Consider the following 26643-nt stretch of genomic DNA (forward strand, 5'->3'; position numbering starts at 1 on the left):
ATCCCCCCCCCCCCCCCCCCCCCCCCCCTCCCCCCCCCCCCCCCCCCCCCCCTCCCCCCCCCCCCCCCCGCCCCCCCCCCCCCCCCCCCCCCCCCCCCCCCCCTCGCCCCCTTCGTGTTCCGGCCCGGTCCGCACCGGCGCCTGCCGGGCCCGGCAGCTGCGGACCGGGCCAGCGGACCCGCCGGGACGCCCACTGCGGCTTTGGTCGGCCCCTAATTGCTGGGTTGTGCGTTTTCATGCCCATCGGGTGCTTCGTCATGATTCAGTAGATACTGGACGTTTAGTACATGATTGTGCGGTGAGGTGGACGACATCCCGTGCAGCAGAAGACACCTCAGCGGAGGAACGACCATGACCGACATCCCGTCCCCGGCGCAGGTCGCCGAGCCGACCACCGACGACCCCCGCCGGCTCTACACCGACCTGCTGAAGAAAACCCTCACCCGGTGCGTGTTCGGCGAGACCTGGACCCCGTTCCAGCCCCGCCGCCGGTCCCTGGGGGGCGCGGTGTACCGCCGGGGCCGGCGGCTGCTGCACCAGCGCGGGATGGAACTGGTGCGCCGATTCCCGTTCGACGCCGAGGCGCGCGAGCACGGCCGGGACTGGCCGCCGGAGGCGGAGACCATGATCGGCCTGCGCCGGTTGGACAACCTGGAGCACTGCGTACGGGACGTGATCGAACGCGGCGTACCCGGTGACCTGATCGAGACCGGGGTGTGGCGGGGCGGCGCCTGCATCTTCATGCGCGCGATGCTCAAGGCGTACGGGGACCACGACCGTACGGTCTGGGTGGCCGACTCGTTCGGTGGCCTGCCCAAGCCCGACCCGGGCCGGATCGAGGACTTCGAGGACGCACTGTGGACCGTCCCGTTCCTGGCCGTGTCACTGGACCAGGTCAAGAGCAACTTCCGCCGGTACGGCCTGCTCGACGACCAGGTCGGCTTCCTGCCCGGCTGGTTCAGGGACACCCTGCCGAAGGCGCCGGTCGACCAGCTCGCGGTGATGCGTCTCGACGGCGACCTCTACGAGTCGCTCGACGTGGCGCTGCGGTCGCTCTACCCGAAGCTCTCCATCGGCGGTTACGTCATCATCGACGACTACCACTCCGTACGCGGCTGCCGCCAGGCCGTCGACAACTTCCGCGCCGAGCACGGCATCACCGACGAACTACACCGAGTCGACTGGACCTGCCGCTACTGGCAACGCACCCACTAACCCGCCCCGCCCCCCCGCCCCCCGCCCCGCCTCCCCGCCGTCTGCGGGCGCCTCATGTAGAGAATGAGTGGTAATTCCGGTGCGGATAGCGCCTCATTCTCTACAAGAGTGCGCTCTGCGGGCGGGCGGGCGGGCGGGCGGGGGGCGGGGGGCGGGGGGCGGGGTGGGGGTGGGGTCAGGGGTGGGGGGTTAGTTGGGTGGTGAGGTCTTCGAGGGTGTTGAGGCCGCGGCCGGTGCCGGAGAGGTCCAGTTCCACGTCGTACTCGGTCTCGATCGCGTCGATCAGCCGCAGCAGGCCCAGCGAGTCCACACCGAGGGCGACCAGGGAGGCGCCGCTGACCAGTACGTCCTCCGTGTCGACGGTGCCGTCGGTGACCTCGTTGATCAGCTCGGCCAGTCGCCGACGCAGGGCGTCGTTCCCACTCATCGTCCAGCTCCCGAACGTCGTACGAACTCGGCGATCTCCCTGATCGTCGGAGTGTCGAAGAAGACGTCCAGCGGCACCTCCACGCCCAGGTGCTGGTAGATCCGGCCGCTGATCCGGGTGATCGTGAGCGAGTGACCGCCGAGGTCGAAGAGATCCTCCTCCAGACCGATCTCGTCGATCTGGAGGACGTCCTGCCAGATCGAGCGGATCCGCGCGACAACCTCGTCACCACCACCGTCGCCCGCTGGGTCCGGCGAGGCGGTCGGTGGGGTACCGGCGCGTTCCCGTGCCGGCTCGGGCAGGGCGGCCCGATCCAGTTTCCCGTTCGGGGTGAGCGGCAACCGGTCCAGGAACACCCACGCGTCGGGCAACATGGCGGCGGGCAACGTTCCCGCCAGGTGCGTACGCAAGGTGGCCGGTTCGGGTGGGGCGCCGCGCGTCACGACGTACCCGACCAGCCGCGCCTGCGCCTCCTCGGTTCCGCCGCCGCGCAACAGTACGGCCGCCGCGACCACGTCCGGGTGTGTCGACAGACGCGCTTCGATTTCGCCCAACTCGACCCGGTGGCCCCGGATCTTCACCTGTTGGTCGGCCCGGCCGATGAAGTCGAGTCGGCCGTCGGGTAGCCGGATGACCAGGTCACCGGTCCGGTACAGCCGCCCCGCCCCCGACGCCGCCTCCGACTCGGAGGAGGGCGCGGACGGTGGGGCAGCGACCGTGAACGGGTCGGGGACGAAACGTTCGTCGGTGAGGTCGGGTTGGTGCAGGTAGCCGACGGCGACGCCCCGACCGCCGAGGTACAACTCGCCCGGCACACCCACCGGCACCGGACGCTGGTGCTCGTCCAGGACGTACGCGCGCACGTTGGGCAGCGGACGGCCGATCGTCACCCGGTCCGGATGCTCGGGCAGGTCGGCGACGGTGGCGTAGATCGTCGCCTCGGTCGGCCCGTACCCGTTGACCAGGCGGGTCACCCGTTGCCGCAGGTCACGGGCGAGCGACGCCGGCAGCGCCTCGCCACCGGCGAGCGCGACGGCCGGCAGCCCGGGTTCCCGGCCGAGCCCCGCTTCGAGCAGGATCCGCCAGCCGGACGGGGTGGCCTGGACGTGGGTGACCCGCTGGTCGCGGATCAGCCGGCAGACGGCCGCCCCGTCGGCCGCGTGGGTGTTCGACGCGACCACCACGCGGCCCCCGGTCACCAGCGGCAGGAACACCTCGACGGCGGAGATGTCGAACGACAGCGAGGTCAGCCCGAGCCAGCGGTCGGCTGGTTGGCTGGACAGCAGGTCACCCATGCCGAGCAGCAGGTTCGTGAGCGCGCCGTGGCGTACCGCGACGCCCTTCGGTCGTCCGGTCGAGCCGGAGGTGTAGAGCACGTAGGCGAGGTTGTCGGGCCCCGGAACGGAAGCTGTCGTTTCGTCCGGCCCCAGACCGGAAGCAGGAGCGGGAGCGGCTGTGGTGTCCGGGCCGTGCGGGCCGAGGTCGAGGGTGTCGACGGTGAGGACCGGTCGGCGCGGGTCGAGGGCGGCGGCGGCCGACGCGGTCGCGATGACCAGGGCGGGATTCGCGTCGGCGAGGATGAGTTCCTGCCGGGGCAGCGGGTAGCCGGGGTCCACCGGTACGTAGCCGGCGTCGGCGCGCAACACCGCGAGCAGCGCCGCGACCGCCTGCCAGGACCGGTCCAGGCAGACCGCGACGAGGGCGCCGGCCCCGATGCCCCGGCGGCGCAGGACCGCGGCGAGCCGGCCGCTGACCGCGTCGAGTTCGGCGTACGTAAGCCGCCGGTCCCCGTCGACCACGGCGACCTGGTCCGGTCGCTGCCGAACCTGGGCGGCGAACAGCACGGGAACACTCGTGTCGGCGGGGTAGTCGCGGTCGGTGGCGTTCCAGCCGTGCACCAGGTCGGACAGTTCACCCGGCGGCAGCACCGGCAGCGTCAGCATCGGCCGGTCGGGCTCGTCGACCACCGCCGCCAGTACGGTGCGCAGGTGCGCCCCGATCCGGTTGACCGACTCCCGGTCGATCGCGGCGGGGCTGTGCTGGAGGCTGACCGTGACCGCCTCCGGCCCGTCCACGATCTGTACGTGCAGCGCGTTGCGGGCCGTCTCGTTGAAGATCGTCCACTCGACCGTGGTGTCGAGACCGGCGAAGTCCGGGGCGGCCCCGCGTCGCCGGTAGCCGACCGACACCGGGGTCAGCGCGGGAGCGGGTCGCAGCCCGCCGACGGCCTGGGCGAGCGGGACGTGCCGGAAGCGGTACAGCTCGCGTACGCCGGCCCGCACCGCCCGTGCGTGGTCCCGGAAGGTGCCGGCCGGCGCCGGCGGGTGCACCGGCAGTTCGTTGACGAAGAGTCCGACCTGCCCGGCGGTCCCGGCGGTACGGGTGGACAGGGCGACGCCGACCGGCAGGTCCCGGTTGCCGTACCGGTCCAGCAGGGTGTGCACCGAGGCGAGCAGCAGCTCGAAGCGGGTCACGCCGATCTCCCGGGCGGCCCGGTCGACACCGGCGACCAGGTCCGGGTCGAGGGCGAACTCGACGCTGGCGCCGGGTTCGGCGGCGGTCGGCACCCGGTGCAGTCCGGGCAGCCGGACCTCGCCGGGTGTCGACCATCGGCCGGCCCAGTGTTGCCGGGCCGAGGGCAGGTCGGCGGCGACCCGGTCGTGTTCGGCCGCCGCGTGTCCCGCGTACGGGTCGGGAGCCGGGCCGAGGTCGACCGGCAGCCCGGCGACCGCCGCCCGGTACGCCGACGCCAGCTCGCCGAGCAGCACGTCCTTGGACATGCCGTCGAAGACCAGGTGGTGCGCGGTGACCAGGAGCAGGTGCCGGTCGGCCGGCCCGGTGAGCAGGGTGAACCGGGCCAGCGGCCCCCGGCCGAGGTCGAACGGCCGGGTGAGTTCCGCGCGGATCCGCTCGGTGCTGAGGTCGCCGGTGGTGAGGGTCAGTTTCTCCACGGCGGGAACCAGCCGGGGCGCGCCCTCGGGGTCGGGTTCGATCGCCGTGCTCAGCACCTCGTGCCGACCGATGACCACGGCACACGCCTCGGCCAGCGCGGCCCGGTCGAGTCCTGCGCCGAACCGGACGCCGATCGCCAGGTGGTACGCCGTGCCGGCCACCCCGGCCTGTTCGGTGAACCAGACGGCGTGTTGGGCGTACGTCGTCGGTGCGGTGTTCACGGGCCCTCCGGGTGGTGGTTGTGCGTGCTGGGGGTGGGTGCGGACGGGACGTGCCCGAGCCGGTCGACGAGGTGACGTTTGAGTACCTTGCCGGCCTCGTTGCGGGGCAACTCGTCGACCAGCAGCAGTCGGGTCGGGAGTTGGTAGTCGGCGAGTCGGGTGGCGAGGAAGGCGCGCAGCGCGGGCAGGGTGACCTCGGTGGCGGGTGTCTGCGGGTGGGGTACGACCACCGCCGCCACACTGCTGCCCAGCACCGGGTGCGGCACCCCGACGACGGCGGTCTCGGCGATGCCGGGGTGCTCGTACAGGGCCGCCTCGATCTCCAGGGTGGAGATCTTGAACGCGCCGGACTTGACCACGTCCTCGTGCCGGTCGGCGAGGTAGAGGTAGCCCTCGGCGTCCATCCGTCCGACGTCGCCCATCCGTACCCACTCGCCGTGGAAGGTCGCCCGGCTCGCCTGCTCGTCCCGGAAGTACGCGCGCGGGTGGCGGCAGCGCAGCCAGACCTGCCCGGTGGCGCCCTGGGGCAGGGCCCGCCCCTGCTCGTCGGCGATCATCAGGGCACCCACGGTGGCCTTCCCGACGGCGTCCGGGCGGGCCGGATTGAAGATCATGGTGGTCTGTGCGGGTGCCGCCTCGGTCGACGTGTAGTAGTTGACGATGACCGCGCTCGGGAACGCGGCGGCGAGCCGGACGGCGACCGCCGGCGCCAGCGGTGCCGCCGTCGAGCCGATCAGCTGCACCCCGGCGGTGTCGCGGCCGTCGAGCACACCGGCGTTGAGCAGTTCGATCGCCATCGACGGGACGACGAAGACCGTTCCGGTGCCGGCGGTCTCGATCAGTCGGGCGAACCGGGCCGGGGTGAACTGGGGCAGGGTCAGCGCCGTCGGTTTGGCGGTGAGCGCGTTGAACAGCATCGTCTGGGCGGCGTTGGTGCCGATCGCGAACGCGTGCAGGAACCGTTCGGAGTGGCCCAGTGCCAGCCGCCGGGGGTGGGTCGGTGCGGCCACGGTCAGGTTCGCGTGGGTGGCGCCGACGCCCTTCGGTCGGCCGGTCGTACCGGAGGTGTAGAGGATCTGCGCCAGGTCCTCGGGGTGGACGGTGACCTCGGGCGGCGGTGCGCCCGTACCGGCCGTGACGAGTTCGGCCACGGTCGCGGCCGGCACCGCCGTCGGGATGGGCTCGGCACCGGCACCGTCGATCAGGACGGTGGCGGCGCAGTGTTCCAGCGCCTGCCGTACCTGGGTGGCGGCGAGCCGGTCGGAGAGCGGGACGGCGACGCCACCGGCGCGCTGCACCCCGCAGTAGGCGACCGCGAAGTCGGTCCAGTCCGGTGCGCCGAAACGCAGGCCGACCCGGTCACCGGCGGCCAGGCCGCGCCGACGCAGGGCGGCGGCCACGGCGGTCGCGCCCGCCTCCCACTGCGCGAAGGTGAGGGTGGCGACCCGGTGCACCTCGATCGCCACCCGGTCCGGGTGCGCGGCGGCCCGCCAGCTCAACAGCTCGGGTACGGTCCGGGCGGCGAGGATCCGGTCGTTCACCGTACGGGTCATGTCAGCTCCCATTCGTCCGGGTCTCCACCTGCCGGGCGGCTCCGGCCCTGGCCAGCCGGGCCTCGATGCCGAGCAGGCCGTCGGGCGGGGCGTCGGGCACCTCGTCGTCGAAGCGGGCCGACACCCGGGTACGCAGTGACACCACCGCGGTCAGCGCGATGCGGAGCCCGAGCATGACGTAGAGCAGGCCGATGCCCCGGCCCGGTCCCACCCCGATCACCAGTGGTACGCCGACAGTCGCGGCCACCTCGACGGTCGGGGTGCCGTCGGTGGTCTGGGTGAACCGCATCCGCAGGCTGTCGTGCCGTACGGGTAGGTCGACCTCGGTCACGCGGACTGCCTCACTTCGCCGAAGACGCCAGAGGGCCTCCCCGTGTCGTGGCCGCATCGTCGGTCTGTTGGTCGGTCTGCGGTTCGCCGTGCCGTCGCTCAGTGTTAGGTCGGCGTTCCGATTCGCAGTGTGCCCGGTGTGGCCGGTGGCGGGGATCGGCCGAACGGGGCAGCGGATTGGGACCGAACCACTGATGTCCTCCACATAGGACGAATCACCGGAGGAATGCGCTTTCCTTCAGGATGGGCGCGACCAGGGAGCCGACGGCCGTCGGCCGCGCCCGGCGCCGGCCGATACCATCTGGGACCCGACGATCTGGAGGAGCGCATGAGGCGGATGGCGGTGCCGGTCGATTCCGGGTCGGAGCACCCGGTGTACGCCGAGTTCGCCGGTGGCCGGGAGCGGGTCGCGCCGCTGACCTGGGGGCAGCGCGCCATGTGGTGGACGATGGACGACTTCGGGTCGCGCAACAGCTTCCTCAACCTGTGCCGGGTGGTGACCGTACCGCGCCGCTCGCCGGCCGACGTGCCGGCCGTGGCCGAGGTGATCGGCACCCTGGTCGGGCGGCACGAGTCGCTCCGGACCCGGGTACGGCTGGTCGACGGCGAGCTGCGCCAGGAGTCGTACGGTTCGGGCCGGCTGCCGCTGCTCGTGGTCGACGCGAACGCCGCCGCCGAGCGGGTCGGTGACACCGCCGAGCGGGTCGGGACCACGGTGGCGCACACCGACGACGACGGCGCCGGCCTCGCGGCGCAACTGACCGACCGGCTGGGGGTCGTCCCGTTCGACCACACCGAGGAGTGGCCGCTGCGGGTGGCCCTGGTGGTGGTCGACGGCCGGGTACGCCGGATCGTGCTGGTCTTCAGCCACGCCACGGTGGACTTCCACGCCACCGAGACCGTGCTGCGGGACCTGCGGCTGCTGCTCGTACGCGGGCGGATCGACACCGCACCCGGCCTGCAGTCGATCGACGTGGCCGGGCGGGAGGCCCGCTCGCAACAAGGCCGCTCCGACCGGGCGATCGTCTCCTGGACGGACCGGTTCGCCCGGCTGCCGGCCGGCGGGTTCGCGTCGGTCGGTCCGGCGCACGCCCCCCGGTACCGGGTGCTGTCGATGGTCTCCGAGACGGTCGACCTGGCCAGCCGGATGATCGCCGCCCGGCACCGGGTCAGCACCTCGACCGTCCTGCTCGCCGCCACCGCCGCGCTGACCGTCGGCGATCCCGACGATCCCCGGTGCGGCCTGGTCAGCATGGCCAACAACCGCTACCAGCCGGGACACGGCGACGCGGTCGCCAAGCTCAACCAGCTCGCCCTGATCGCCGTCGACCTCGCCGACCGGCCGACCTTCGCCGGGCTGCTGCCCCGGGTCGGGCAGGCCGCGCTGGACGGCTACCGGCACGCGTACTACGACCCACCGGCGATCCGGCGGGCCTTCGCCGACCTGGGGCTCGACTACCTCACCATGCTCGGCCCGTACTGCCTGGTCAACGACGTCAGACTGCCCGGCGACCCCGGTGCGGCCGGACCGGATCTCGACGAGCGGGCGCTGCGGGCGACCCGGTCGGGGACCACGCTGCGCTGGTCCGAACCGGCCAACAGGTTCGTCTGGCGGTGCCGCCTCCAGATGGTCGACGCACCCCGCGCGGTGGGCCTCGTGCTCACCCTCGACACCTGTTACCTGCCGCCGGAGGCGGCCGTGGGGCTGCTGCGCGGGATCGAGGAACTGCTGGTCCGGGCGGCCGTCGGCGACGTGCCCTGGCCCTGGCGACCCGATGGGCGGGCGGACCCGATTTGATCCGGTCGGCTCGGCTGTGCCGGGTCCGGATCAGAAGCCGAGGTCGCTCAGTCCCGGGTGGTCGTCGGGACGCCGGCCGAGCGGCCAGTGGTACTTCCGCTCCGACTCCTGGATCGGCAGATCGTTGATGCTGGCCAGCCGGACCCGCATCAGCCCCTCGTCGTCGAATTCCCAGTTCTCGTTGCCGTACGAACGGAACCAGTTCCCGGAATCGTCCCGCGACTCGTACGCGAACCGCACGGCGATGTGGTTGCCGTCGAACGCCCACAGTTCCTTGATGAGCCGGTATTCGATCTCCCGCGCCCACTTCCGGGTGAGGAACCTGACGATCTCGTCGCGCCCGGTGAGGAACTCGGACCGGTTGCGCCAGTGCGAGTCCGGCGTGTACGCCTGCGCCACCTTCTCCGGGTCGCGGGAGTTCCAGCCGTCCTCGGCCAGGCGAACCTTCTGGATCGCGGTGTCCCGGGTGAACGGGGGAACGGGCGCCGGCATCTTCGCCTCCCGAGCATGGTGAAGGAATTGGGACGAACTACTCCGGTCGAGCGAATATAACAGCGCGGTCGGTGCCGGGGCGGACGATCGGCGTACCGGTCCGCCGGATAGGTTGAACCGATGCATGATCGTCTCGGGCCGGACTCGGGGCGGTCCGGCGGTCCGGTCGTCGCGGGACCCGAACCGGTGGTGCCGGCGCCCCGGCCGCCGGTGACGATCCGTTCCCTCGGACCGACCGTCTACCTGCCGACCGCCATCTACAGCCTCGGGCAGGGCGCGGTCGCCCCGGTGGTCGTCCTGTCCGGCACCGCCCTCGGTGCGTCGGCCAGTGCCGCGAGTGTCCTGGTCGGCCTGATCGGCGTCGGGCAGATCCTCGGTGCCGTACCGGCGGGCGCGCTGATCGCCCGGATCGGCGAGCGGTCGGCGATGCTCTGGTCCACGGCGCTGGTCGTACCGGCCCTGCTCGCCTGTGTCTTCGCCACCTCGGTCTGGGCGCTCGGGCTGGCGGTGGCCGGAATCGGGCTGGTCGGCGCCGTCTGGGGCGTGGCCCGCCAGGCGTACGTCACCGAGGTGGTGCCGTACGGGTTGCGGGCCCGTGCCCTGTCCACCCTCGGCGGGGCGAGCCGGATCGGGGCGTTCGCCGGCCCGTTCGTCGGGGCGGGGGCGATGACCCTGGTCGGCACCGACGGCGCGTACTGGGTGCACGTGGTCGCCGCGACCGTGGCGGTGACGGTGCTGCTCGTCCTGCCCGCCCTGCCGGTCGACCGGGCACCCGGTACGGCACCGGCGAAGGTCCGTACGCTCGCCGTGGTCCGCGACAACCTCGCGGTGCTGCGGACCCTGGGCCTCGGGGTGCTGCTGGTCGGAGCCCTGCGCGCGTCGCGCCAGACGGTGATCCCGCTGTGGGGAGCGCACCTCGACCTGGACCCGGCCACGCTCAGCCTCGTCTTCGGCGTCTCCGGCGCCGTCGACATGCTGCTGTTCTACCCGGCGGGCCGGGCGATGGACCGCTGGGGGCGGCGGGTCGTCGCGGTCCCGTCGATGTTCCTGCTCGGGCTGGCGCACGCGCTGCTGCCGCTGGCCACGACCGTCGTCGGCCTGGCTGCGGTGGCGATGCTGATGGGGCTGGGCAACGGCCTGAGCAGCGGGCTGATCATGACCCTCGGCGCGGACGTGTCACCGGTGACCGGCCGGGCGCAGTTCATCGGCGCCTGGCGACTCTGCGCGGACCTCGGCAACGGCGGCGGGCCGTTGCTGATCGGCTCGGTACTGGCGATCGGGCCGTTGACCGCCGCCGTGCTCACCATGGCCGGGGTCGGCGCGGCGGCGGTCGCCGTGCTGTACCGCTGGACCCCGAGACCGGCGGCGGTCGGTGAGGTTGCCCGGTAGCCGTCGGTGAATCCGCTCGCGTCACAGCGACCGGCACGGGCATGCTGAGCCGACGACCTACGGGGGAGGCGTGGCGTGAGACGTGACCGTGCGGTGTTGCGGCACCGATTAGCGGTGGCCGGGGTGTTGCGGCGTCGACCGGCGGTGGCCGGGGTGTTCCGGGCCGGACTGGCGGTGGTGGTGTCGCTGGCCGTCGCCGCGAGCGGGACCGGCTGTGTCGACCGGGACGACCCGGGTCCGGACCGGCAGACCCGGGTCGAGCAGGCATTCGACCGGTACGCCGACGAGGCGGTCGAGAGGGCGGGGGCATCGGCGGCGCCGGCCCGACACCTGCTCGCCGGCAGCGACAAGCTGGCCGGCGGCACCGAGGTCACCCTCTGGGTCACCGATCCCGATCCAGGCCCCGGCGTCGGTGCCCGGTGCTTCTACCTCGACCTGGAGGACCGGGGCGGCTGGGTCAGCGGGTTCGGCGGCTGTGGCGGCGCCGACGACCAGGTCACGCTCAACCGCAACAGCGAGATCGTGTTCGGCACGGTCGGCCGCTGGCCGGCGACCACCGTCCGGATCAGCCGGGGCGGGCCGCCGACCGACGTCGCCGTGACCGGTGGCTGGTTCCTGGTGCCGCAGTCGCTGACCGGTGCGGCCGACACCAGCTACTCGATCGTGCTGGTCGGCGCCGACGGAGACATGCTCTGCGCGGTACGGGACCTGACCCCGCCGGGCAGCGTCACGCCGGTGACCTGAACCATCCCGCCCCTGCCACCGGACCGGTTCCGGGCAGGCCGTGTGCGAGGATGCGGCCGTGCGCGCGGTGGTGTTCGACGAGTTCGGTGGCCGTCCCGAGGTCCGTACGGTGGCGGATCCGTCGCCGCCGGTCGACGGTGTGGTGGTCCGGGTCGAGGCGACCGGGCTGTGTCGGAGCGACTGGCACGGCTGGCAGGGGCACGATCCGGACATCCGGCTGCCGCACGTGCCCGGTCACGAGTTCGCCGGGGTGGTCGCCGGGGTCGGCGCCGGGGTGTCGGGCGTACGGGTCGGCGACCGGGTCACCGCCCCCTTCGTCTACGGCTGCGGTCGGTGCGCGGAGTGTCTCGCCGGAGAGCAGCAGGTGTGCGCGTTCCAGACCCAACCCGGCTTCACCCAGTGGGGCTCGTGGGCCGAGTACGTGGTGGTCGACCACGCGGCGGTCAACCTGGTCGCGCTGCCCGACGAGGTGGACTACCCGGTCGCGGCGGCGCTCGGCTGCCGGTTCGCCACCGCTTTCAGGGCGGTGGTGACGCAGGGCCGGGTGGCGGCCGGTGAGTGGGCGGCGGTGTACGGCTGCGGCGGGGTGGGCCTGTCGGCCGTCATGATCGCGGCGGCGAGCGGGGCCAGGGTGGTGGCGGTGGACCTGTCCGAGCCGGCGCTGGCGCTGGCCCGCGAGTGCGGCGCCACGGCGACCGTGAACGTTGCCGGGCTGGCCGGGCCGGTCGAGGTGGCGACGGCCGTACGCGACCTCACCGGTGGCGGCGCGCACCTGTCGGTGGACGCGCTCGGCAGCCACGACACCTGCGTGGCCGGCATCCGTAGCCTGCGTCGACGGGGTCGGCACATCCAGGTCGGTCTGCTGCCGGCGGTACTCGGCGCACCGGCGCTGCCGATGGACCTGGTGATCGGCGCCGAGCTGGAGGTACGCGGCAGCCACGGGATGGCCGCGCACGCGTACCCGGCGCTGCTCGGTCTGATCACCGGCGGGGTGCTGGACCCGGCCCGGCTGGTCACCGGGACGATCGGCCTGGACCTGGCCCCCGAGGCACTGACCACGATGGACCGTCCCGGCGCCGCCGGGATCCGCCTGATCGAGCCCGGCGCGCACGCGTGACGGCGGGATGGACGATCGAGGTGCGGCCGTGGGACGACCCGGTCGGCGTGACCCTGCGGGCACGGCAGGAGGCGGAACTCGACGCCCGTTACGGCATCGACAATCCTGAACCGGGACAGCACCCGTCGGCCGCCGACGTCGCTCACTTCGTCGTCGCCGTCGACGCCCACGGGGTGGCCGTCGGCTGCGGTGCCCTGCGGCAGCTGGACCACGGCTCGGCGGAGATCAAACGTATGTACGTGGACCCGGCCGCGCGCGGTTCCGGTGTCGCCACCGCCCTGCTGCGTGCCCTGGAGGCGGCTGCCGCACAGCGGGGCTGGTCGACGCTGCGGCTGGAGACGGGCACCGCCCAACCGGACGCCATGCGCTTCTACGAGCGCGAGGGTTACCGGCGTATCGACGCCTTCGGAAGCTACGTGGGCTCGGCTCTGTCGGTCTGCTACGAACGCCGACTCGGCACCGGGGACCGGCCCGCCGACCGGTGAACCAACCGGCCCGCTCCAGGGCGGATCGAGTGGATCCCGCTACGGGCAAGCGAGATCGTTTACGGGATGGCAATCTGCCCGACGCGGGCTCACAACAGTGGGGCCGTGTCCTTCTCCGTGATCCACATCTTCTCGATCCACTCCGCGCTCGGCCCACCCGGCCGGGCGCGGCCTCATCGAAGGGTCGTACAGGTGCACCAACCCCTTGCGCTACCCCGGCCGCGACGCGTGTCCCGGCTTGCCCTGCTCACCGCCGGCCTCACCGCCGTCGCCGCGCTCGTGGCCGCCGCGCTCGGCGCCGCCCCCATCGAGGCCACCGACCGGCACCGCCCGTTCCCGATCGACCTGGAACGCGCCAGCATCCCGCAGCTGCGCGACGCCCTGAACTCCCGCCGGGTCAGCTCGGAGGAACTGGTCGAGGCGTACCTGGAGCGGATCCGGGCGCTCAACACCAACGGCCCCGGCCTGAACGCGGTCCGGGTGCTCACCCGCGACTCGATCGAGCAGGCCCGCCAGGCGGACTCCGACCGGCGCAAGGGCCGCGCCCGGGGACCGATGCACGGCATTCCGGTGCTGGTCAAGGACAACATCGACGTCAAGGGGCTGCCCACCACCGCCGGTGCGCTGGCGCTGGCCGACTCGTACCCGTCGAAGGACGCCTTCCTGGTCACCCGGCTGCGGGCGGCCGGCGCGATCATCCTGGGCAAGACCAACCTGACCGAGTTCGCCAACTTCACCACCAACGGCATGCCGTCGGGCTACAGCGGCCTGGCCGGCCAGGTGCTCAACCCGTACGACGTGAGCCAGACGCCGAGCGGCTCCAGTTCCGGGTCCGGTTCCGCCGCCGCGGCGGCGCTCGCCGCCGTCACCATCGGTACCGAGACCTCCGGCTCGATCCTCAGCCCGTCGGCGGCGAACTCGCTGGTCGGGGTGAAGCCGACGGTCGGCCTGGTCAGCCGGACCGGGGTCGTCCCGATCGCGGCCAGCCAGGACACCGCCGGCCCGATGACCCGTTCCGTGTACGACGCCGCCGCGCTGCTCACCGCGCTCACCGGCATCGACCCGGAGGACCCGATCACCTCCACCAGCAAGGGCGTCGTCGGCACCGACTACACCCGCGCGCTGTCCACCACCGCGTTGCAGGGCAAGCGGATCGGTGTGGCCAGCACCCCGACCGGCAACCAGGGCGTGCTGTTCAACGAGGCGCTGGACGTGCTCCGGGCCCGGGGCGCCACCGTCGTACCGGTCACGGTCGCCACCGGTGGCCTGCCGCCGGGCATCCTGGACTACGAGTTCAAGCGGGACCTGAACGCCTACCTCGCCCGGCTGCCGCGCAACGCGCCGATGGACACCCTGGACGACGTGGTCCGGTACAACCTGGCCCACGCCGCCGAGGGGACGATCAAGTTCGGCCAGACCCAGCTGGTCACGTCGAACAACATCGACCTGACCGACCCGGTGGCCAAGGCGGCGTACGAGACCAACCGTGACACCGGCATCGCCGGCGCGCGGGACCGGATCGACTCGGTGCTGCGGGCGCAGACCCTTGACGCGATCGTCTTCGTCGGCAGCGGTTCGGCCGGCATCGGCGCCCGCGCCCAGTACCCGTCGGTCGCCGTCCCGATCGGGTACGACCCGGCGAACGGCCGCCCGGTCGGCCTGTCCTTCCTCGGCACCGCCTACACCGAGGCGTCCCTGCTGGCCCTCGCGTACGACTACGAGCAGGCGTCGAAGAAGTGGCTCCCGCCGTCCCAGGTGAACCCGTCCCTGTTCCGTTGCAGTTCCCTGGAGCGGCGCGGATCGAGCTGCGCACCGTGACCGGAGAGCGGTCGCGGCAATGAGTTCGGCCTGCACCTGAGGCAGGCGGCACGAGGCAACGAGTCGGCCCGGTGGATACCGCGAGGTGTCCGCCGGGCCGACCCGTTTCCGGGGACCGTGGGCCCGGTCGGACGTCGCGATCCCGGCGGAAGCGTTGATTACCGACATCTTGGGCTATTCGGGTGAATGCCGACCCAACCGTACTTTAGTCTTCGAAAGACGCATTCGAGACTTGGCATGATCAGTACGGGGGAACAGGGTGAATGGCGGCAGCAGTCTGCGCGGGCTACGCCGGAACTGGTGGTTGGTGCTGGTGGCGGTGATCTCCGGGATGGGGATCGCGGGCGCGGTCACCACGATGGAGGTGCCGCAGTACGCGACCACCACGACGTACTTCGTCACCACGCCCGGCAAGGGAACAACCGACGTCATGCAGGGCAGCGCCTTCTCCCGAGAGCGGATCAAGTCGTACGTGGATCTGGTCCGCGGTGACCGGTTGGCCGGCATGGTCGCGGGCAAGCACCCCATGGGACTCTCCGTTCGGCAGATCCAGGAGCGGATCACGGCGCAGGCCGTACGCGACACGGTGCTGTTGACGGTGACCGTCACCGACTCGGACCAGGTTCGCTCGGAACGGCTGGCGCGTGCCGTCCTCGGTGAGCTGACGGTCCTGGTCGAGGCCCTCGAAGGGTCGCCCGGTGCCGATACGCCGGCGGTGAAACTGGAGGTCATCGCCGGCCCCACCCCGGTGACGGTGGCGTCGCGACCGCTGCGCAACCTCGCCCTCGGCCTGCTGGCGGGCCTACTGGTCGGCCTGGCGGCGGCACTGCTCCGGGAGGCGCTCGACAAGACGATCCGGACGTCCGGGAAGCTGATCGAGGCGACCGGGGTGCCCGTCCTGGCGGTCGTTCCGCACCAGGGCTCGATGGCGAGGAGACCCGCGTTGCTGCGGGGCAGGTCCTCACCGGGGGCGGAAGCCTTCCGTCAACTGCACACGAACCTTCGCGCCGTGCACCCCGGGATGCGAGTCCTCGCCGTCACCAGCGCCATGCCCAGGGAGGGCAGGTCCACCGCCGCCGCGAACCTGGCCGTCATGGTCGCCGAGACCGGTCGGCGCGTGCTGCTGGTGGACGCGGACCTGCGGCGTCCGCGGATCGCGAAATACCTGAACCTGAAGAGCACGCCCGGGTTGTCCGACGTGCTCATCGGTCGGATCGACGTGTCCGAGACGCTACAGCGGTGGGGGCAGCACCCCCTCTGGGTACTGCCCAGCGGCGCCATTCCGTCGAACCCGAGCGAACTCATCGGTTCGGGGAGGATGTTGGCGCTCCTCGACGACGTGCGGTGGAATTTCGACCTGATCGTGATCGACACGCCGGCCCTGTTGCCGGTGACGGACGCAGCCGTCGTGGCCAACGCCGCCGACGGTGTGGTCCTGGTGGCGCGGGCGAACAGGACCGGACAGGAGCAGGCCCAGGCAGCGTCCGCCGCACTCCGGACGGTCCACGGACAGGTCGTGGGCTGCCTGCTCAACGACGTACGGCGTCGCGACCTCGGGTTGGCGCACCGCTATCTCGTGGGTGCGGGGATCGGCGCGGGGTCGTGGTCCAGCGGTGACGTCATGCCGTCGCAGCCGGCCGGCCACGCGCACCACCGCGCCGGCCCCTGGTGGCACGACGAGGCGCCATCACCCGTGCGCCGGCCGATCGAGGCGGTCGTCAGCCCGGCCGAGTCGGCGGAGGTCGAGGTTCCGTTCACCTCGGCACGCTGATTCCGCCCAACCCTCTCCCGATCACACCGCTGTCTTTCGCTTGCCCCGAACGTCGCGTCCAGGAGGCGTCGTTGAGAAAGCTCCCCGGCACCCTGCCCACCCAGGCGACCGCGTCGCCGGTCGTCGACGGGGTGCATGGCGTCGATCAGCTGCCCGGCATCGACGAGCCGCGCGACGACCGCCTGCCGGACACCCGTCGACGTCGGGGCAGGACCGCCTTCGGCGCCTCCCACCCCGCCCCGGGCGGCGCTGCGACGACCGAGGGCCCCGATTCCGGGGTACGGGTGTCCGCACCGGCCCGCAGACGGGTCCGGGTGGCCGTGGTGGACTCCGCCACCCATCCCGCCGCCGACCGCCTGGACGAGGAATTCGAAGTCGTGATGCGACTGTCCACGCCGTTGAAAGTGGAGCAACTGGACGCGCTGCTCCTGCTCTGCCGGCCGAAGATGGTGCTGATGAAGGAGCCGCTGGACTCGGTCGACCCGCGACTGATGGCCGCCTGCCTGACGCGTCAGGTCGACCTGCTGGTGCTGGCGCGCCCGACCTACGGCCTGCTCCGACCGGCCCGGCTTCGTCGGGTCGGCGGGCTGCTCTGGGTGCACGTCCGATGGCCGTCCGGTCCTTCCGCATGCGGGCGGGTCAAGCGGTGCCTGGACGTGGGGTTGGTCCTCGCCAGCCTCCCCTTGTTGCTGCCGGTGCTCCTGATCATCCTGGCAGCGGTGCGTGTCCGTGGGCCGGCCCTCTACTTCCAGGACCGCGTCGGTGAGGGCGGCCGGCTGTTCCGCATCGTCAAGTTCCGTACGATGCGCCCCAACGCCGAACACGGCCTCGGGCCGCAGATGGCCACGCCGAACGACGGTCGGGTGACCGCGATCGGGCGAACCCTGCGCCGGTCCCGCCTGGACGAGTTGCCCCAGCTCTGGAACGTTCTGCGCGGTGAGATGAGCCTCGTCGGGCCCCGCCCGGAGCGGCCCGAATTCGTCGACGGCTTCAGGGCGCTGCCCCACTACGACCTCCGGCACCTCATCCGACCCGGACTCACCGGCGTCGCGCAGCTCACCGGCGGGTACGCGGCCACGGCGGAGGAGAAGCTCCGCTACGACCTGCTCTACCTCAGCTACCGCTCGTTGCGGTTGGATCTGACCCTGCTCGTGCTCACCCTTGCCGACATGGTGCGGGGGTTCCCCCGTGGCTAGCGTCGCGCACACCGCCGGACGACGGATCGCCCACAACACGGGCAGCCTGTTCGTCGCGCGGGCCGTGGTGGCGGTGGCGAGCCTGGCGACACTGCCGGTGCTGTACGACGGTCTCGGGGTACGGGGTTTCGGCGTCTGGGCACTGCTGGGTGTGCTGGCCGCAGTCGTCTCCCTGGCCGACCTCGGGCTCGGCACGGCACAGGTACGGGAGGTGGCCCGGGCGCACGACGACGAGGGGCGCCGTCGTGCCCGTGCCATCCTCGGCCTGGGCATGTTGTGCTCGGTGGGTCTCGGCCTGCTCGCCGTCGTCGGGACGCTGCTGTGTTGGCCCCTGCTGGCCCGCCTGTTCGACATCGGTGACCTGGTCCACGAGGCACGCAACAGCGCGCTCTGGCTCATGGTCGGAGTGCTCCTGGACCAGGTGTCGCTGCCCTGGCGGTCGATGCTGGCCGGAACGCAGCGGTACACGGCGATAGCCTGGACCACCGCGGCGACCGCCCTGCTCGGGGCGCTGCTCGGGGTGGTCGTGATACGGCTCGGCGGTGGCCTGGCCGCACTGGGCGCGTCGACCGCCGCCACCAGTGCGGTCCGCGCCGTGGTGTTGATGGTGACCGCGCACCGGGGTATCGGATGGCTGACCCCCAGGGTTGCGGGCATCCGCCGATCCGACGTACGTTCCGCCGCCGGTTACGGCCTGCCGGTCCAGGTGACCCGCGCGTCCGGGGTGGTGAACGCCGAGGTCGGCCGGCTGGTCGTGGGTGGATCGTTCGGCCCCGCGCCGGTTGCCGGATTCGACCTGGGCAGTCGGCTGCTGAGTGTACTGAGACTGCCGCCGGAGCTGATCTTCACCGTCCTCTTCCCGTACGCCGTCGCCGGCGTCGCCGAGCACGGTCGCGACTGGCTCGACCGGTTCTACCTGACCACCACCCGGTACGTGGTGGCGTTCGCCGGTCCGTGCGCCGCCGCCCTGATGGTCTGCGTCGATCCGCTGATCCGGGGCTGGATCGGTGAGCCGGTGCCATGGGCGGCCGCGACCGTCCTGATCCTGGCACCCGGTTACACCCTCGGTCTCGCTGCCGGCGCCGCCACCCTCGTCACCCGGGTGGAGGGGCGGCCGGACCGGGAGACCTGGTACCTGCTGACGGCGTTGGGACTGAACCTGGCGCTGGTGCCGCTCCTGATGCGGCTCTTCGGTCCGCTCGGGGCGGCGCTCTCGACCACGATCGCGATCACGGCCAGCAGCGTGTACTTCTGCCTGCGGTTCCACCGGGCGACCGGGCGACCGGTCGCGGGACTGCTGCGCGCGGTGTACCCCGGACTGCTCGCCGCGGTGGTGGCCGGTGTCTGCGGCGGCCTCGTCGCGCCGTACCTCCCGGAACTCTCCGGCCGGCTGGGAGCCGGGCTGACGGTGCTGCTGCGTGGCGGCACCGTTCTGCTGGTCGCCGGTGTCGTACTCGGCGCGACCGGGTTGGTCGGCCCCGCGGAGCGGGCCTGGCTGTCGCGCCGCTGGTCGGCGTACGGCCGGATGTTGCTGACGAAGCGGCCGGTGACTCCCGTTCGTGGGAACCCCGCGGACGCCACGATTCGGAAGGATTTCCCATGACCAGTCTCCTCGCCACCGAGCACTGTGCGCTGTGTGGCGAAACGCGCAGTGAGCCAGTCCTGGGCGGGCTCCTGCGCCGTTGCCGGACCTGCGCGTTCCAGTGGACCGCCGACGGGCTCGCGCCGCCCGACGAATTGTACGACGAGTCATATTATGAGAGTGAATCGTACCGGCGGTACTTCGCCCTGGCGCCGCAGTGGCGATTCGAGGCCGCCCGGCGACTGCGGTGGCTGCTGTCGGCGGCGCGACCGACCACGCTGGTCGAGGCCGGGCCGGCGGGCGGGTTCTTCCTGAAGGCCGCCCGCGACCACGGCATCTCCGTCCAGGGTGTCGAGGTGTCGGAGGTGGCCGCGCGGTACGCGCGCGAACAGCTCCGCGTTCCCGTGCGGCAGGGGATGTTCGAGAGCACGATCCTCGCGGAACCGGTCCAGGCGGTGTGCGCCTTCCACGTGCTCGAACACGTCACGGATCCGCGCGAGTTCCTGCGGGCCGCCCACGACAGGCTGACGCCGGGTGGGTGGCTGGCACTGGAGGTGCCCAACATCATCTCCGCGGCGGCCAGCCGGTACGGCGCCTCCTGGGTGGACCTGGCCCCGCGCTACCACCTGTGGCACTTCGACCCCGACTCGCTGACCCGACTGGTCAGCGAGTCCGGCTTCGAGGTCGTCCGGTCCGACACCATCTTCGCCTCCCACTACCTGCGGCCGAGTCGCTGGTTGAGTCGCTGGGGCCTGGCCAGTCACTGGCGTGGTCTGCGCACCACCGCCTCACTGCGGTCGAGTCACCCGCAACTCGGCGACTACGTACGGGTGCTGGCCAAACGCCGGGAGACCGGGGGAGTGTCATGACCGCGGCATCGGCCATCCCACCCGCGCGGACCGAGCAGTGGCCGGTCCGACCGGGGATGCCGGACACCGCGCCGCCGGACGTGTCGGTGCTGCTGGTGAGCTGGAACACCCGGGACAAGACCCGGAACTGTCTGGAGTCGCTACCCGCCGCGATGACGGACGCGCTTCGGTACGAGGTGGTGGTGGTCGACAACGGCTCGGCCGACGGCTCGGTGGAGCTGCTGGCGGCGTACCCGGGTGTGCGACTGATTCGCAACGAGCGCAACCTCGGTTACGCGGAGGGGGTCAACCAGGCGTACCGGGCCGCTCGGGCCGACCTGGTCCTGCTGCTGAACAGCGACGTACGGTGCCAGCCGAAGGCGGTGTCGACGTTGGTGGACTTCCTCCGCCAGCGGCCGGCCGCCGCGGGCGTCGGGCCGCAGTACCTCGACGAGAACGGTGAGGTCGAGCCGCACTACCTCGGGCTGCTCGGCTTCCGGGCGGCGCTCGGTCTCGCCGCCGGACTGCGTTGGCTTCCGGGCCTGCGGGAATCCTGGCTCGCCTACCAGTTGGCGGACGGGGACTTCCACCGGCCCCGGCCGGTGCCGCAGCCGGCGGCGAGCTGCCTGCTGCTCCGCCGGGAGGCACTCGAACCGCACCGGGTTTTCGACGAGAATTTTCCCCTGTACTTCAACGACGTGATGCTGGCACACCGGTTGGCCGCCGCCGGCTGGCGACTGTGGATGACACCGGACGCGCTGGTCACCCATGACCGTGGCTCGTCCACCCGGCTGCTGGACCCGGCGACGCGGTCCCGTCATCACCTCGCCGGACTTGTCCGCTACGTGGCGCAGACCCAACCGCGTCACCGGCTCCGCCTGCTACAGGCGCTCACGCTCGTCGACCGTCAGCTGCGCTGGGTGCTCCGGATCCGGGGACAGCTCGGCCGGCGCGACCTGATCGCCGCGCTGCGTGGCGACCATGGCCCGTTGCCCGGTGGCGATCTGCGGGACTGGGTGGTGATGTTCAGCGGTGTCGACTGGAGCACCGAGGCGCACCGTCAGCACGCGCTGGCCCGGGAGCTGGTCGCCGACCGCCGGGTGCTGTTCGTGGAGCCGCCGGGTCAGCGCCCCCGGTGGCGGTTCACGGTGCGTCAGATCGCGCCGTCGCTGTGGCGGGCGGTCCCGCCGACGGTGCTGCCGGCCGGCCGGCAGCTGCCGCCGGTCAACTGGGTCAACCGGCGGATCGGCGCCCTGCTGGTCCGCCACTGGTTGGACCGTCACCCCGGCCGACGGCTGGTGTGGATCGACGAGGACCTGTCCGTGACCGCCGCCCGCCACCTGGGAGGAGAAGCGGTCATCTACGACGGTGCCGATCTCGACTGGACGTTCACCCGCTGGTGGAACCGGTGGCACGTACGCCGTGGAATGCGCAGTGCGGTCGGCGCCGCCGACCTGGTCCTGGCCTCCTCGCCGGCGCTGGTGCACCGGCTTCCGGCCGCCCGCCGGCCGCCCGTGTCGCTACCGAACGGATGTGATCCCGATCGGTTCAGCCCGGCCGGACCGGTCGCCGGGTGGGCGGAGCAACTGCCTCACCCCCTGCTGGGATACGTCGGGGCGGTGGACACGCGCGCGTTCGACGCCGAACTAGTGGCGGAGGTGGCCCGACTCCGCCCCGACTGGACCTTCCTGATCGTCGGCCCGTCCACTCCCGCCGGCCGCGCGCCGCTGGCCGGACTGGACAACGTGCTGCTGCGGGATCCGGTCGAGTTCGCCGGGGTGCCCGCCATCCTGCGGGCGTGCGACGCCTGTCTCATCCCGTACCGGCTCGGCGGCCTGATCGACTATGTGCACCCGAAGAAGTGCTACGAGTACCTCGCGCTCGGCAAACCGGTGGTCGCGACCCCACTGCCGGCCCTCGAACGGCTCGACGGGCCGATCCACCTGGGTGCCGGGCCGACCGCCTTCGTGGCGGCGATCGAGGAGGCCCTGGTTTCCAGCCAGAGCCCGGACGCCTTGGCGCAGCGTCGGGCCGCGGCACTGCGCAACAGTTGGGCGGCGCGTGGTGATCAACTGCGGGACCTGATCGCCGGGTTGGCGGCGGGTAGATGAGGGCAGCCAAAATGCTGCCGTCCACGGTTGTCGGGGCGGGGCTGCTCGCGGCTGCCGCCGTCACGCTTCCGCATGACGCCGCGGTGGCAGCCGTCATCCCCGCCACGACGGGGTCGGCGACCCGCGACTTCGGCCTGCTCGCCATCGCCGTGGCCGGGTGTTGCGTCGTCTTCACCGGATGGCCCTGGACCGTGCTGCCGACGGCCATCATCGGAGTCCTCGGCACGACGGCCCTGCTCGGTGACAGTTCCGTACGGGCGATCCTCGGGCTGCACGCCTGCCTGCTCGCCGCCGGGGCCGTCAGCCTGTTGGTACGCCGGCTGCTGCTGGGAGAGGCGGAGGGACGTGCCCGCACCGTCGCCGACCTACCGATGGCCCTGTTGGTCGTGTACCTCGCCGCGTCGGCCGTGTACGGCCTCCTCGTCGGCGGCTCCCCCACCAAGGTGGTGATCTCGGGCTACCACTTCGCCGTCATCCCCATCTACTACTTCATGGCGACGTACACCCTGACGACACCGCGCCGGATCAGGTCGGCCGGTTCCCTCTTCGTCATCCTGTGCACCGTGCTCACCGTCGTGACCATGACGGCGCCCGGACGGCACGGCGGCGCCTGGTCCCTGATCGCGGCCGTGCCACTGCTGGTCCTGAGCTGTCGTACCAGCGGTTGGCGACGTGGCGGGCTGATCGGGTTGTCCGCGCTGTTCCTGGCCGACGTGGTCCTGGCGTCGTACCGCACGACGTGGGTGCTCGCCGGGGTCGCCGTGCTGGTCCTCCTGGTCTACGGGACCGGTGCCGTCCGGCTCGCGGCCGGGGCCATGACCACCGCGACCGTACTGTTGCTCGCTGGCGCGATCATGATCAGTGCGGGTGTGCGGAACCGGTCCGCGGAGGTCACCGCCGCGCTGGAGCAGGGCGCCGGATACCGGGTACCGGAGGCGACGGTCGGAATCGACGCGTTCCTGGCGAACCCGCTCGTCGGCCTGGGGCTCGGGCACTCCACTCCGGACGTGTACCTGCCCACCTTCCAGGTGACCGACGTCGGACCGCTGTACCACGTCTTCTACGTGATGATCCTGGCCAACCTGGGGATCGTCGGGCTGGTCCTCCTACTCTGGCCGATCCTGCGGGCGGTACGTGAGGGTCTGGTCGAACGGGACGGACTGCCGTTCGCGTTCGCTGCCCTGATCTGCGGATTCCTGGTGTCGGTGCTGTTCTCCGGCCCGGCCACCGGGCACTGGGCGCTCGGCCTGCTGCCCGCACTGGTGCTGTTGACGAGACGATCGAACGGGACCGCCGTCGCGGCCTCTCGGACCGGGGCGACGAACATGGCGACGGCGTTGGGGACGCGATGACACCGCCACCCGCCACCGCTGTCGTGGTCACCTACAACTCGGCCAACCACATCGACGACTGCCTGACCGCGTTGACGCGGGCGGACCTGCTCGTCCGAGTGGTCGACAACGCCTCGGCGGACCGGACCGTCGCCCTGGTCACCGAGCGGTTCCCGAAGGTGGACCTGATCGTCAATCCGGTGAACGTCGGCTTCGCGGCGGCGGTGAACCAGGGCCTTCGCGACATCGACACGGACGTGGTGCTGCTGGTCAACCCGGACTGCGTGCTGCCGCCGGCCACGGCACGGGAACTGGTCGGGACCGTACGTACCCGTCCGGATGTCGGCGTCGCCGGGCCGCGACTGCGGGACCAGGCCGGCCGGATCGCGATCAGCGCCCACCCCTTCGAGTCGCTGAGCAGCGTGCTCGCGTCCCGGTTCGGTGGCGCCCTGCTGCCCGTGTCGCTGCGTCGGCTGTTCAGCGGTACGCACCGACGGCGCGCGTACGACGCCTGTACGGGGCCGGCGGCGACCGTGGCCGTCGACTGGCTCTCCGGCGCCTGCCTCGCGGTTCGCACCCGGTTGTTGACCGAGATCGGCGGACTCGACGAGGGCTATTTCATGTACTACGAGGACGAGGAACTGTGCCTACAGGCGTGGCGGCGCGGCGCGACCGTGGTCTACGTCCCCACGGTCGAGGCCATGCACATAGGTGGTGCCAGTAGTGGCCCGGCAGCGACGCCGCCGCACCTCTACCGCAGCATGCTGCGGTTCTTCGCCCGGAACCGGCGCCGAACCTTCCACCTGGTACGCCTGGCCGTCGTGCTGCGCGCGCTGATCGGAATGGCGCTTGCCGGTGTGCGCTGGGTCGGCAGCTCGAAGGAACGGGCCGGGTGGCGCGGCCCCGCCTGGTTCGAGGTCTGCCGCATCGCGCTCGCCGCCCGGCCGGACACGGTGGGCCGGGAGCACCGTACCGAACTCAGGAGACCGCAATGCACGTGATGATCAGTATTGTCGGTAAACGTACCGAACACTGGATCAGTCTCTTCGCGGCGCTGGCCGCCCGGCCCGGAGTCAATCTCACGATCCTGGCCGCCGACGTGTCGGAGAGCACCCATCGCGACCTGGAACGGCTGAGCCAGCGCTGGCCCCGGCTGCGCTGTCACGTCGTGGCGCACCGGTGGAGCGAGGACCGCACCGGACACATGGCCTCGGTGCTGTTCCCCCGGGAGAGCCTGCGGGCACTGGCCCGGGAGCAGCCGCCGGACGTCATCCACATCATCGGCGAGGCGGCCTACCTGAGCACCTGGCAGGTGATGCGCCTGCGTCGTCGGTACTGGCCGAACGTGCCGGTGACGCTGTACGCGGCGCAGAACGTCGTGATCCGGTTTCCGCTGCCCTTCCCGCTGATCGAACGGCAGGTCTACCGCGCGGTCGACCACATCTTCCCGATCACCCCGGCCGCGTTGAACGTGCTGCGGGTGAAGGGCTACCGGGGCCGGGCCAGCCTCGTACCCCTGGGTGTGGACACGGCGGCGTTCCAGCCGGCGCCGACCACGCCACCGCGCCCGTTCACGGCCGGGTTCGTCGGTCGGCTCGAACCGCACAAGGGGATCGGCGACCTGCTCTGCGCGGCGGAACTGCTCGACTGTGACCTGCTGGTGGTCGGCGATGGCAGCATGCGGGCCGACGTGGAGCAGGCCGCGGCCCGTCGACCGGGCAGGGTGACCCTGTGTGGCTGGACCGACCACGACGCGCTGCCCGGCCTGCTCACCCGGATGGACGCGCTGGTGCTGCCGTCGATCGAGTTGGTCCAGCGCAACATCGTGCCGTGGATCGGCATCCCGCTGCGGGAGCAGTTCGGCCGGGTCCTCGTGGAAGCGATGGCGTGCGGGGTTCCCGTGGTGGGCAGCGACGTCGGAGAGATCCCGTGGGTCATCGGCTCGGCCGGGCTGACCTTCCCGGCGCACAACGCCACCGCGCTCGCCGACCGACTGGGCCGGCTGCGGGAGGACCCCACCCTCGCCCGCGAGTTGGCGGCGCGTGGACACGTCCGGGCGACCACCGAATTCGGATGGCACCGCATTGCCGAACAGATGTGCCGGATCTGGGCGCAGGAGGCCGGGTTGTCCGGGGGCGGTGGCGCCGACAGCGTACGCCTGACCACCGGTCGGGTCGCCTCGGAGGATCACGCCGCTGCGGGTCGACGGCCCGCTGCCTCGCTCTCGCGACAGGGAACACCACCGGTCGCGCCGGATCTCGCGCCCTGGTCGAGTTCATGACGAGATCGGAGTCCGATCGTCGCCTGCGGGTGATCTACATCAGCGGCATGGGGCGCAGTGGCAGTACGCTGCTCGACCGGATGCTCGGCGCGCTGCCGGGTGCCTGCACGCTCGGCGAGGTGACCGATCTGTGGCGGCTCGTCGAACCCGGCAACCTCTGCGCCTGCGGATCCCCCTATTCCGGATGCGACTTCTGGCTCGCCGTGGGGGAGCGGGCGTTCGGCGGCTGGGAGCGGGCCGACATGGAGCGTTTCGTCTACCTGCGACGTGTCGTGCCGCGTATCCGGCATGTCTCCTGGTTGGCTCGTCAGCAGTTGACCGGTGAACGGCTCGCCCTGGTCAACGAATACGTCGACTATTTCGCCCGGGTCTATTCGGCCGCCGTCGAGGTGACCGGCGCGCGGGTCATCATCGACTCGTCCAAGTTCCCCACGATCGGGTTGTGCCTGCGCTTCGCCGGCAGTGTCGACCTGCGCGTGGTCCACCTGGTACGCGACCCGCGCGGTGTCGCCTACTCCTGGACCAAGCAGGTGACCAATCCGGGGACGGGAGAGGGGGTGCTTCCCCGCTTTCCGCCGACGACCTCGGCACTGCAATGGAACCTCCAGAACTCCATCGCGGGCCTGCTCGGCTCGGCGCGCGGGTGGGGCGAGGGAGAGTCGGCGCACCGGCTGCCGGTGCGCCGCGTCTACTACGAGAAGCTGCTCGAAAATCCCCGCGACGGGATCAGGGACCTCGCCGAGTTCGCCGGGATCGACCTGGCCGACGGAGATCTGTCGTTTCTGGGCGACGGCTACGCCGACCTCGCCGTACCGCACAATCTCGGTGGTAATCCGATGCGTTTCTCCACCGGTCGTCTGCCACTTCGCCGCGACGACAAGTGGCGAACCGCGTTCCCGCCGCGTCAGCGTCGGCTGGTCAGCGCCATCTGCGCGCCGCTACTCATCTCATACGGTTATCCCCTGAGGTGACCGCGCACGTG

General features: G+C 71.9%; 21 protein-coding genes. 16 read left to right on the forward strand and 5 right to left on the reverse strand.

Translation table 11 applies throughout. The annotated features are described in order from the left end of the window. Positions 1 to 351: 351 nt before the first annotated feature. Positions 352 to 1215, forward strand: coding sequence for a TylF/MycF family methyltransferase (locus ACZ6QQ_RS10910; protein WP_465875762.1), 864 nt, complete (start codon positions 352 to 354; stop codon positions 1213 to 1215). Positions 1216 to 1390: 175 nt separating this feature from the next. On the opposite strand, the gene ACZ6QQ_RS10915 is transcribed toward ACZ6QQ_RS10910, so the two are convergent. The 4 genes from ACZ6QQ_RS10915 to ACZ6QQ_RS10930 are packed head-to-tail and all read right to left on the reverse strand — an operon-like array spanning position 1391 to position 6699. Further along, positions 1391 to 1642, reverse strand: a complete 252-nt coding sequence (locus tag ACZ6QQ_RS10915) for an acyl carrier protein (RefSeq protein ID WP_465875763.1) — start codon at positions 1640 to 1642, stop codon at positions 1391 to 1393. Beyond that, positions 1639 to 4815: a non-ribosomal peptide synthetase gene (locus tag ACZ6QQ_RS10920; protein ID WP_465875764.1), complete on the reverse strand. Its 3177-nt coding sequence runs from the start codon at positions 4813 to 4815 to the stop codon at positions 1639 to 1641. Before ACZ6QQ_RS10920 ends, ACZ6QQ_RS10915 begins: the two co-directional genes overlap by 4 nt. Continuing rightward, positions 4812 to 6368, reverse strand: coding sequence for a class I adenylate-forming enzyme family protein (locus tag ACZ6QQ_RS10925; protein WP_465875765.1), 1557 nt, complete (start codon positions 6366 to 6368; stop codon positions 4812 to 4814). Before ACZ6QQ_RS10925 ends, ACZ6QQ_RS10920 begins: the two co-directional genes overlap by 4 nt. A gap of 1 nt (position 6369) precedes the next feature. Continuing rightward, a complete protein-coding gene (locus tag ACZ6QQ_RS10930; protein WP_465875766.1) occupies positions 6370 to 6699 on the reverse strand; it encodes a hypothetical protein in 330 nt (109 codons plus the stop codon). A gap of 327 nt (positions 6700 to 7026) precedes the next feature. On the opposite strand from ACZ6QQ_RS10930, the gene ACZ6QQ_RS10935 reads away from it, so the two are divergent. Next, positions 7027 to 8496 (forward strand): condensation domain-containing protein, encoded by a 1470-nt coding sequence (locus tag ACZ6QQ_RS10935; protein WP_465875767.1) that lies wholly within the window; start codon positions 7027 to 7029, stop codon positions 8494 to 8496. Between the two features lie 30 nt (positions 8497 to 8526). Here ACZ6QQ_RS10935 and ACZ6QQ_RS10940 read toward each other — a convergent pair whose 3' ends face one another. After that, complete coding sequence (locus ACZ6QQ_RS10940; RefSeq protein WP_465875768.1) at positions 8527 to 8988, reverse strand: nuclear transport factor 2 family protein; 462 nt, start codon at positions 8986 to 8988, stop codon at positions 8527 to 8529. A 120-nt stretch (positions 8989 to 9108) separates the two neighbouring features. Between ACZ6QQ_RS10940 and ACZ6QQ_RS10945 the strand changes: the two genes are divergently transcribed. The 14 genes from ACZ6QQ_RS10945 to ACZ6QQ_RS11010 all read left to right on the forward strand — a co-directional run bounded on the left by ACZ6QQ_RS10945 (position 9109) and on the right by ACZ6QQ_RS11010 (position 26632). After that, positions 9109 to 10377 (forward strand): MFS transporter, encoded by a 1269-nt coding sequence (locus ACZ6QQ_RS10945; protein ID WP_465875769.1) that lies wholly within the window; start codon positions 9109 to 9111, stop codon positions 10375 to 10377. A 75-nt stretch (positions 10378 to 10452) separates the two neighbouring features. Then, complete coding sequence (locus ACZ6QQ_RS10950) at positions 10453 to 11121, forward strand: hypothetical protein (protein ID WP_465875770.1); 669 nt, start codon at positions 10453 to 10455, stop codon at positions 11119 to 11121. Between the two features lie 58 nt (positions 11122 to 11179). Further along, the gene (locus ACZ6QQ_RS10955; protein WP_465875771.1) at positions 11180 to 12238 is read left to right on the forward strand and encodes a zinc-dependent alcohol dehydrogenase family protein; all 1059 of its coding nucleotides are present in this window, start codon (positions 11180 to 11182) and stop codon (positions 12236 to 12238) included. Further along, positions 12235 to 12723 (forward strand): GNAT family N-acetyltransferase, encoded by a 489-nt coding sequence (locus tag ACZ6QQ_RS10960; protein WP_465875772.1) that lies wholly within the window; start codon positions 12235 to 12237, stop codon positions 12721 to 12723. Before ACZ6QQ_RS10955 ends, ACZ6QQ_RS10960 begins: the two co-directional genes overlap by 4 nt. Positions 12724 to 12828: 105 nt before the next feature. Continuing rightward, positions 12829 to 14541: an amidase family protein gene (locus ACZ6QQ_RS10965; RefSeq protein WP_465875773.1), complete on the forward strand. Its 1713-nt coding sequence runs from the start codon at positions 12829 to 12831 to the stop codon at positions 14539 to 14541. Between the two features lie 259 nt (positions 14542 to 14800). Further along, the gene (locus ACZ6QQ_RS10970) at positions 14801 to 16312 is read left to right on the forward strand and encodes a tyrosine-protein kinase domain-containing protein (protein ID WP_465875774.1); all 1512 of its coding nucleotides are present in this window, start codon (positions 14801 to 14803) and stop codon (positions 16310 to 16312) included. A gap of 71 nt (positions 16313 to 16383) precedes the next feature. Further along, positions 16384 to 17508, forward strand: a complete 1125-nt coding sequence (locus ACZ6QQ_RS10975; RefSeq protein WP_465875775.1) for a sugar transferase — start codon at positions 16384 to 16386, stop codon at positions 17506 to 17508. Beyond that, positions 17501 to 19111: an oligosaccharide flippase family protein gene (locus tag ACZ6QQ_RS10980; RefSeq protein WP_465875776.1), complete on the forward strand. Its 1611-nt coding sequence runs from the start codon at positions 17501 to 17503 to the stop codon at positions 19109 to 19111. The genes ACZ6QQ_RS10975 and ACZ6QQ_RS10980 overlap by 8 nt, the downstream gene beginning before the upstream one ends. Further along, on the forward strand, positions 19108 to 19959 hold the full coding sequence (locus ACZ6QQ_RS10985) for a class I SAM-dependent methyltransferase (RefSeq protein WP_465875777.1): 852 nt from the start codon (positions 19108 to 19110) through the stop codon (positions 19957 to 19959). The genes ACZ6QQ_RS10980 and ACZ6QQ_RS10985 overlap by 4 nt, the downstream gene beginning before the upstream one ends. Beyond that, a complete protein-coding gene (locus tag ACZ6QQ_RS10990) occupies positions 19956 to 22049 on the forward strand; it encodes a glycosyltransferase (protein ID WP_465875778.1) in 2094 nt (697 codons plus the stop codon). The genes ACZ6QQ_RS10985 and ACZ6QQ_RS10990 overlap by 4 nt, the downstream gene beginning before the upstream one ends. Further along, positions 22046 to 23401, forward strand: coding sequence for an O-antigen ligase family protein (locus tag ACZ6QQ_RS10995; RefSeq protein ID WP_465875779.1), 1356 nt, complete (start codon positions 22046 to 22048; stop codon positions 23399 to 23401). The genes ACZ6QQ_RS10990 and ACZ6QQ_RS10995 overlap by 4 nt, the downstream gene beginning before the upstream one ends. After that, positions 23398 to 24381 (forward strand): glycosyltransferase family 2 protein, encoded by a 984-nt coding sequence (locus tag ACZ6QQ_RS11000; RefSeq protein ID WP_465875780.1) that lies wholly within the window; start codon positions 23398 to 23400, stop codon positions 24379 to 24381. The genes ACZ6QQ_RS10995 and ACZ6QQ_RS11000 overlap by 4 nt, the downstream gene beginning before the upstream one ends. Continuing rightward, the gene (locus tag ACZ6QQ_RS11005) at positions 24372 to 25661 is read left to right on the forward strand and encodes a glycosyltransferase family 4 protein (protein WP_465875781.1); all 1290 of its coding nucleotides are present in this window, start codon (positions 24372 to 24374) and stop codon (positions 25659 to 25661) included. The genes ACZ6QQ_RS11000 and ACZ6QQ_RS11005 overlap by 10 nt, the downstream gene beginning before the upstream one ends. Next, positions 25658 to 26632, forward strand: coding sequence for a sulfotransferase (locus tag ACZ6QQ_RS11010; RefSeq protein ID WP_465875782.1), 975 nt, complete (start codon positions 25658 to 25660; stop codon positions 26630 to 26632). The genes ACZ6QQ_RS11005 and ACZ6QQ_RS11010 overlap by 4 nt, the downstream gene beginning before the upstream one ends. The last annotated feature ends 11 nt before the right edge of the window (positions 26633 to 26643 follow it).

This window comes from Micromonospora sp. NPDC049529, from assembly GCF_055586685.1.

What these genes read in the sequence shown, in the direction of transcription:
- ACZ6QQ_RS10910 (WP_465875762.1), top strand. Translation starts at nt 352, where the DNA reads ATGACCGACATCCCGTCCCCGGCGCAGGTCGCCGAGCCGACCACCGAC.
- ACZ6QQ_RS10915 (WP_465875763.1), bottom strand. Translation starts at nt 1,642, where the DNA reads ATGAGTGGGAACGACGCCCTGCGTCGGCGACTGGCCGAGCTGATCAAC.
- ACZ6QQ_RS10925 (WP_465875765.1), bottom strand. Translation starts at nt 6,368, where the DNA reads ATGACCCGTACGGTGAACGACCGGATCCTCGCCGCCCGGACCGTACCC.
- ACZ6QQ_RS10935 (WP_465875767.1), top strand. Translation starts at nt 7,027, where the DNA reads ATGAGGCGGATGGCGGTGCCGGTCGATTCCGGGTCGGAGCACCCGGTG.
- ACZ6QQ_RS10940 (WP_465875768.1), bottom strand. Translation starts at nt 8,988, where the DNA reads ATGCCGGCGCCCGTTCCCCCGTTCACCCGGGACACCGCGATCCAGAAG.
- ACZ6QQ_RS10945 (WP_465875769.1), top strand. Translation starts at nt 9,109, where the DNA reads ATGCATGATCGTCTCGGGCCGGACTCGGGGCGGTCCGGCGGTCCGGTC.
- ACZ6QQ_RS10985 (WP_465875777.1), top strand. Translation starts at nt 19,108, where the DNA reads ATGACCAGTCTCCTCGCCACCGAGCACTGTGCGCTGTGTGGCGAAACG.
- ACZ6QQ_RS10990 (WP_465875778.1), top strand. Translation starts at nt 19,956, where the DNA reads ATGACCGCGGCATCGGCCATCCCACCCGCGCGGACCGAGCAGTGGCCG.
- ACZ6QQ_RS10995 (WP_465875779.1), top strand. Translation starts at nt 22,046, where the DNA reads ATGAGGGCAGCCAAAATGCTGCCGTCCACGGTTGTCGGGGCGGGGCTG.
- ACZ6QQ_RS11000 (WP_465875780.1), top strand. Translation starts at nt 23,398, where the DNA reads ATGACACCGCCACCCGCCACCGCTGTCGTGGTCACCTACAACTCGGCC.
- ACZ6QQ_RS11005 (WP_465875781.1), top strand. Translation starts at nt 24,372, where the DNA reads ATGCACGTGATGATCAGTATTGTCGGTAAACGTACCGAACACTGGATC.
- ACZ6QQ_RS11010 (WP_465875782.1), top strand. Translation starts at nt 25,658, where the DNA reads ATGACGAGATCGGAGTCCGATCGTCGCCTGCGGGTGATCTACATCAGC.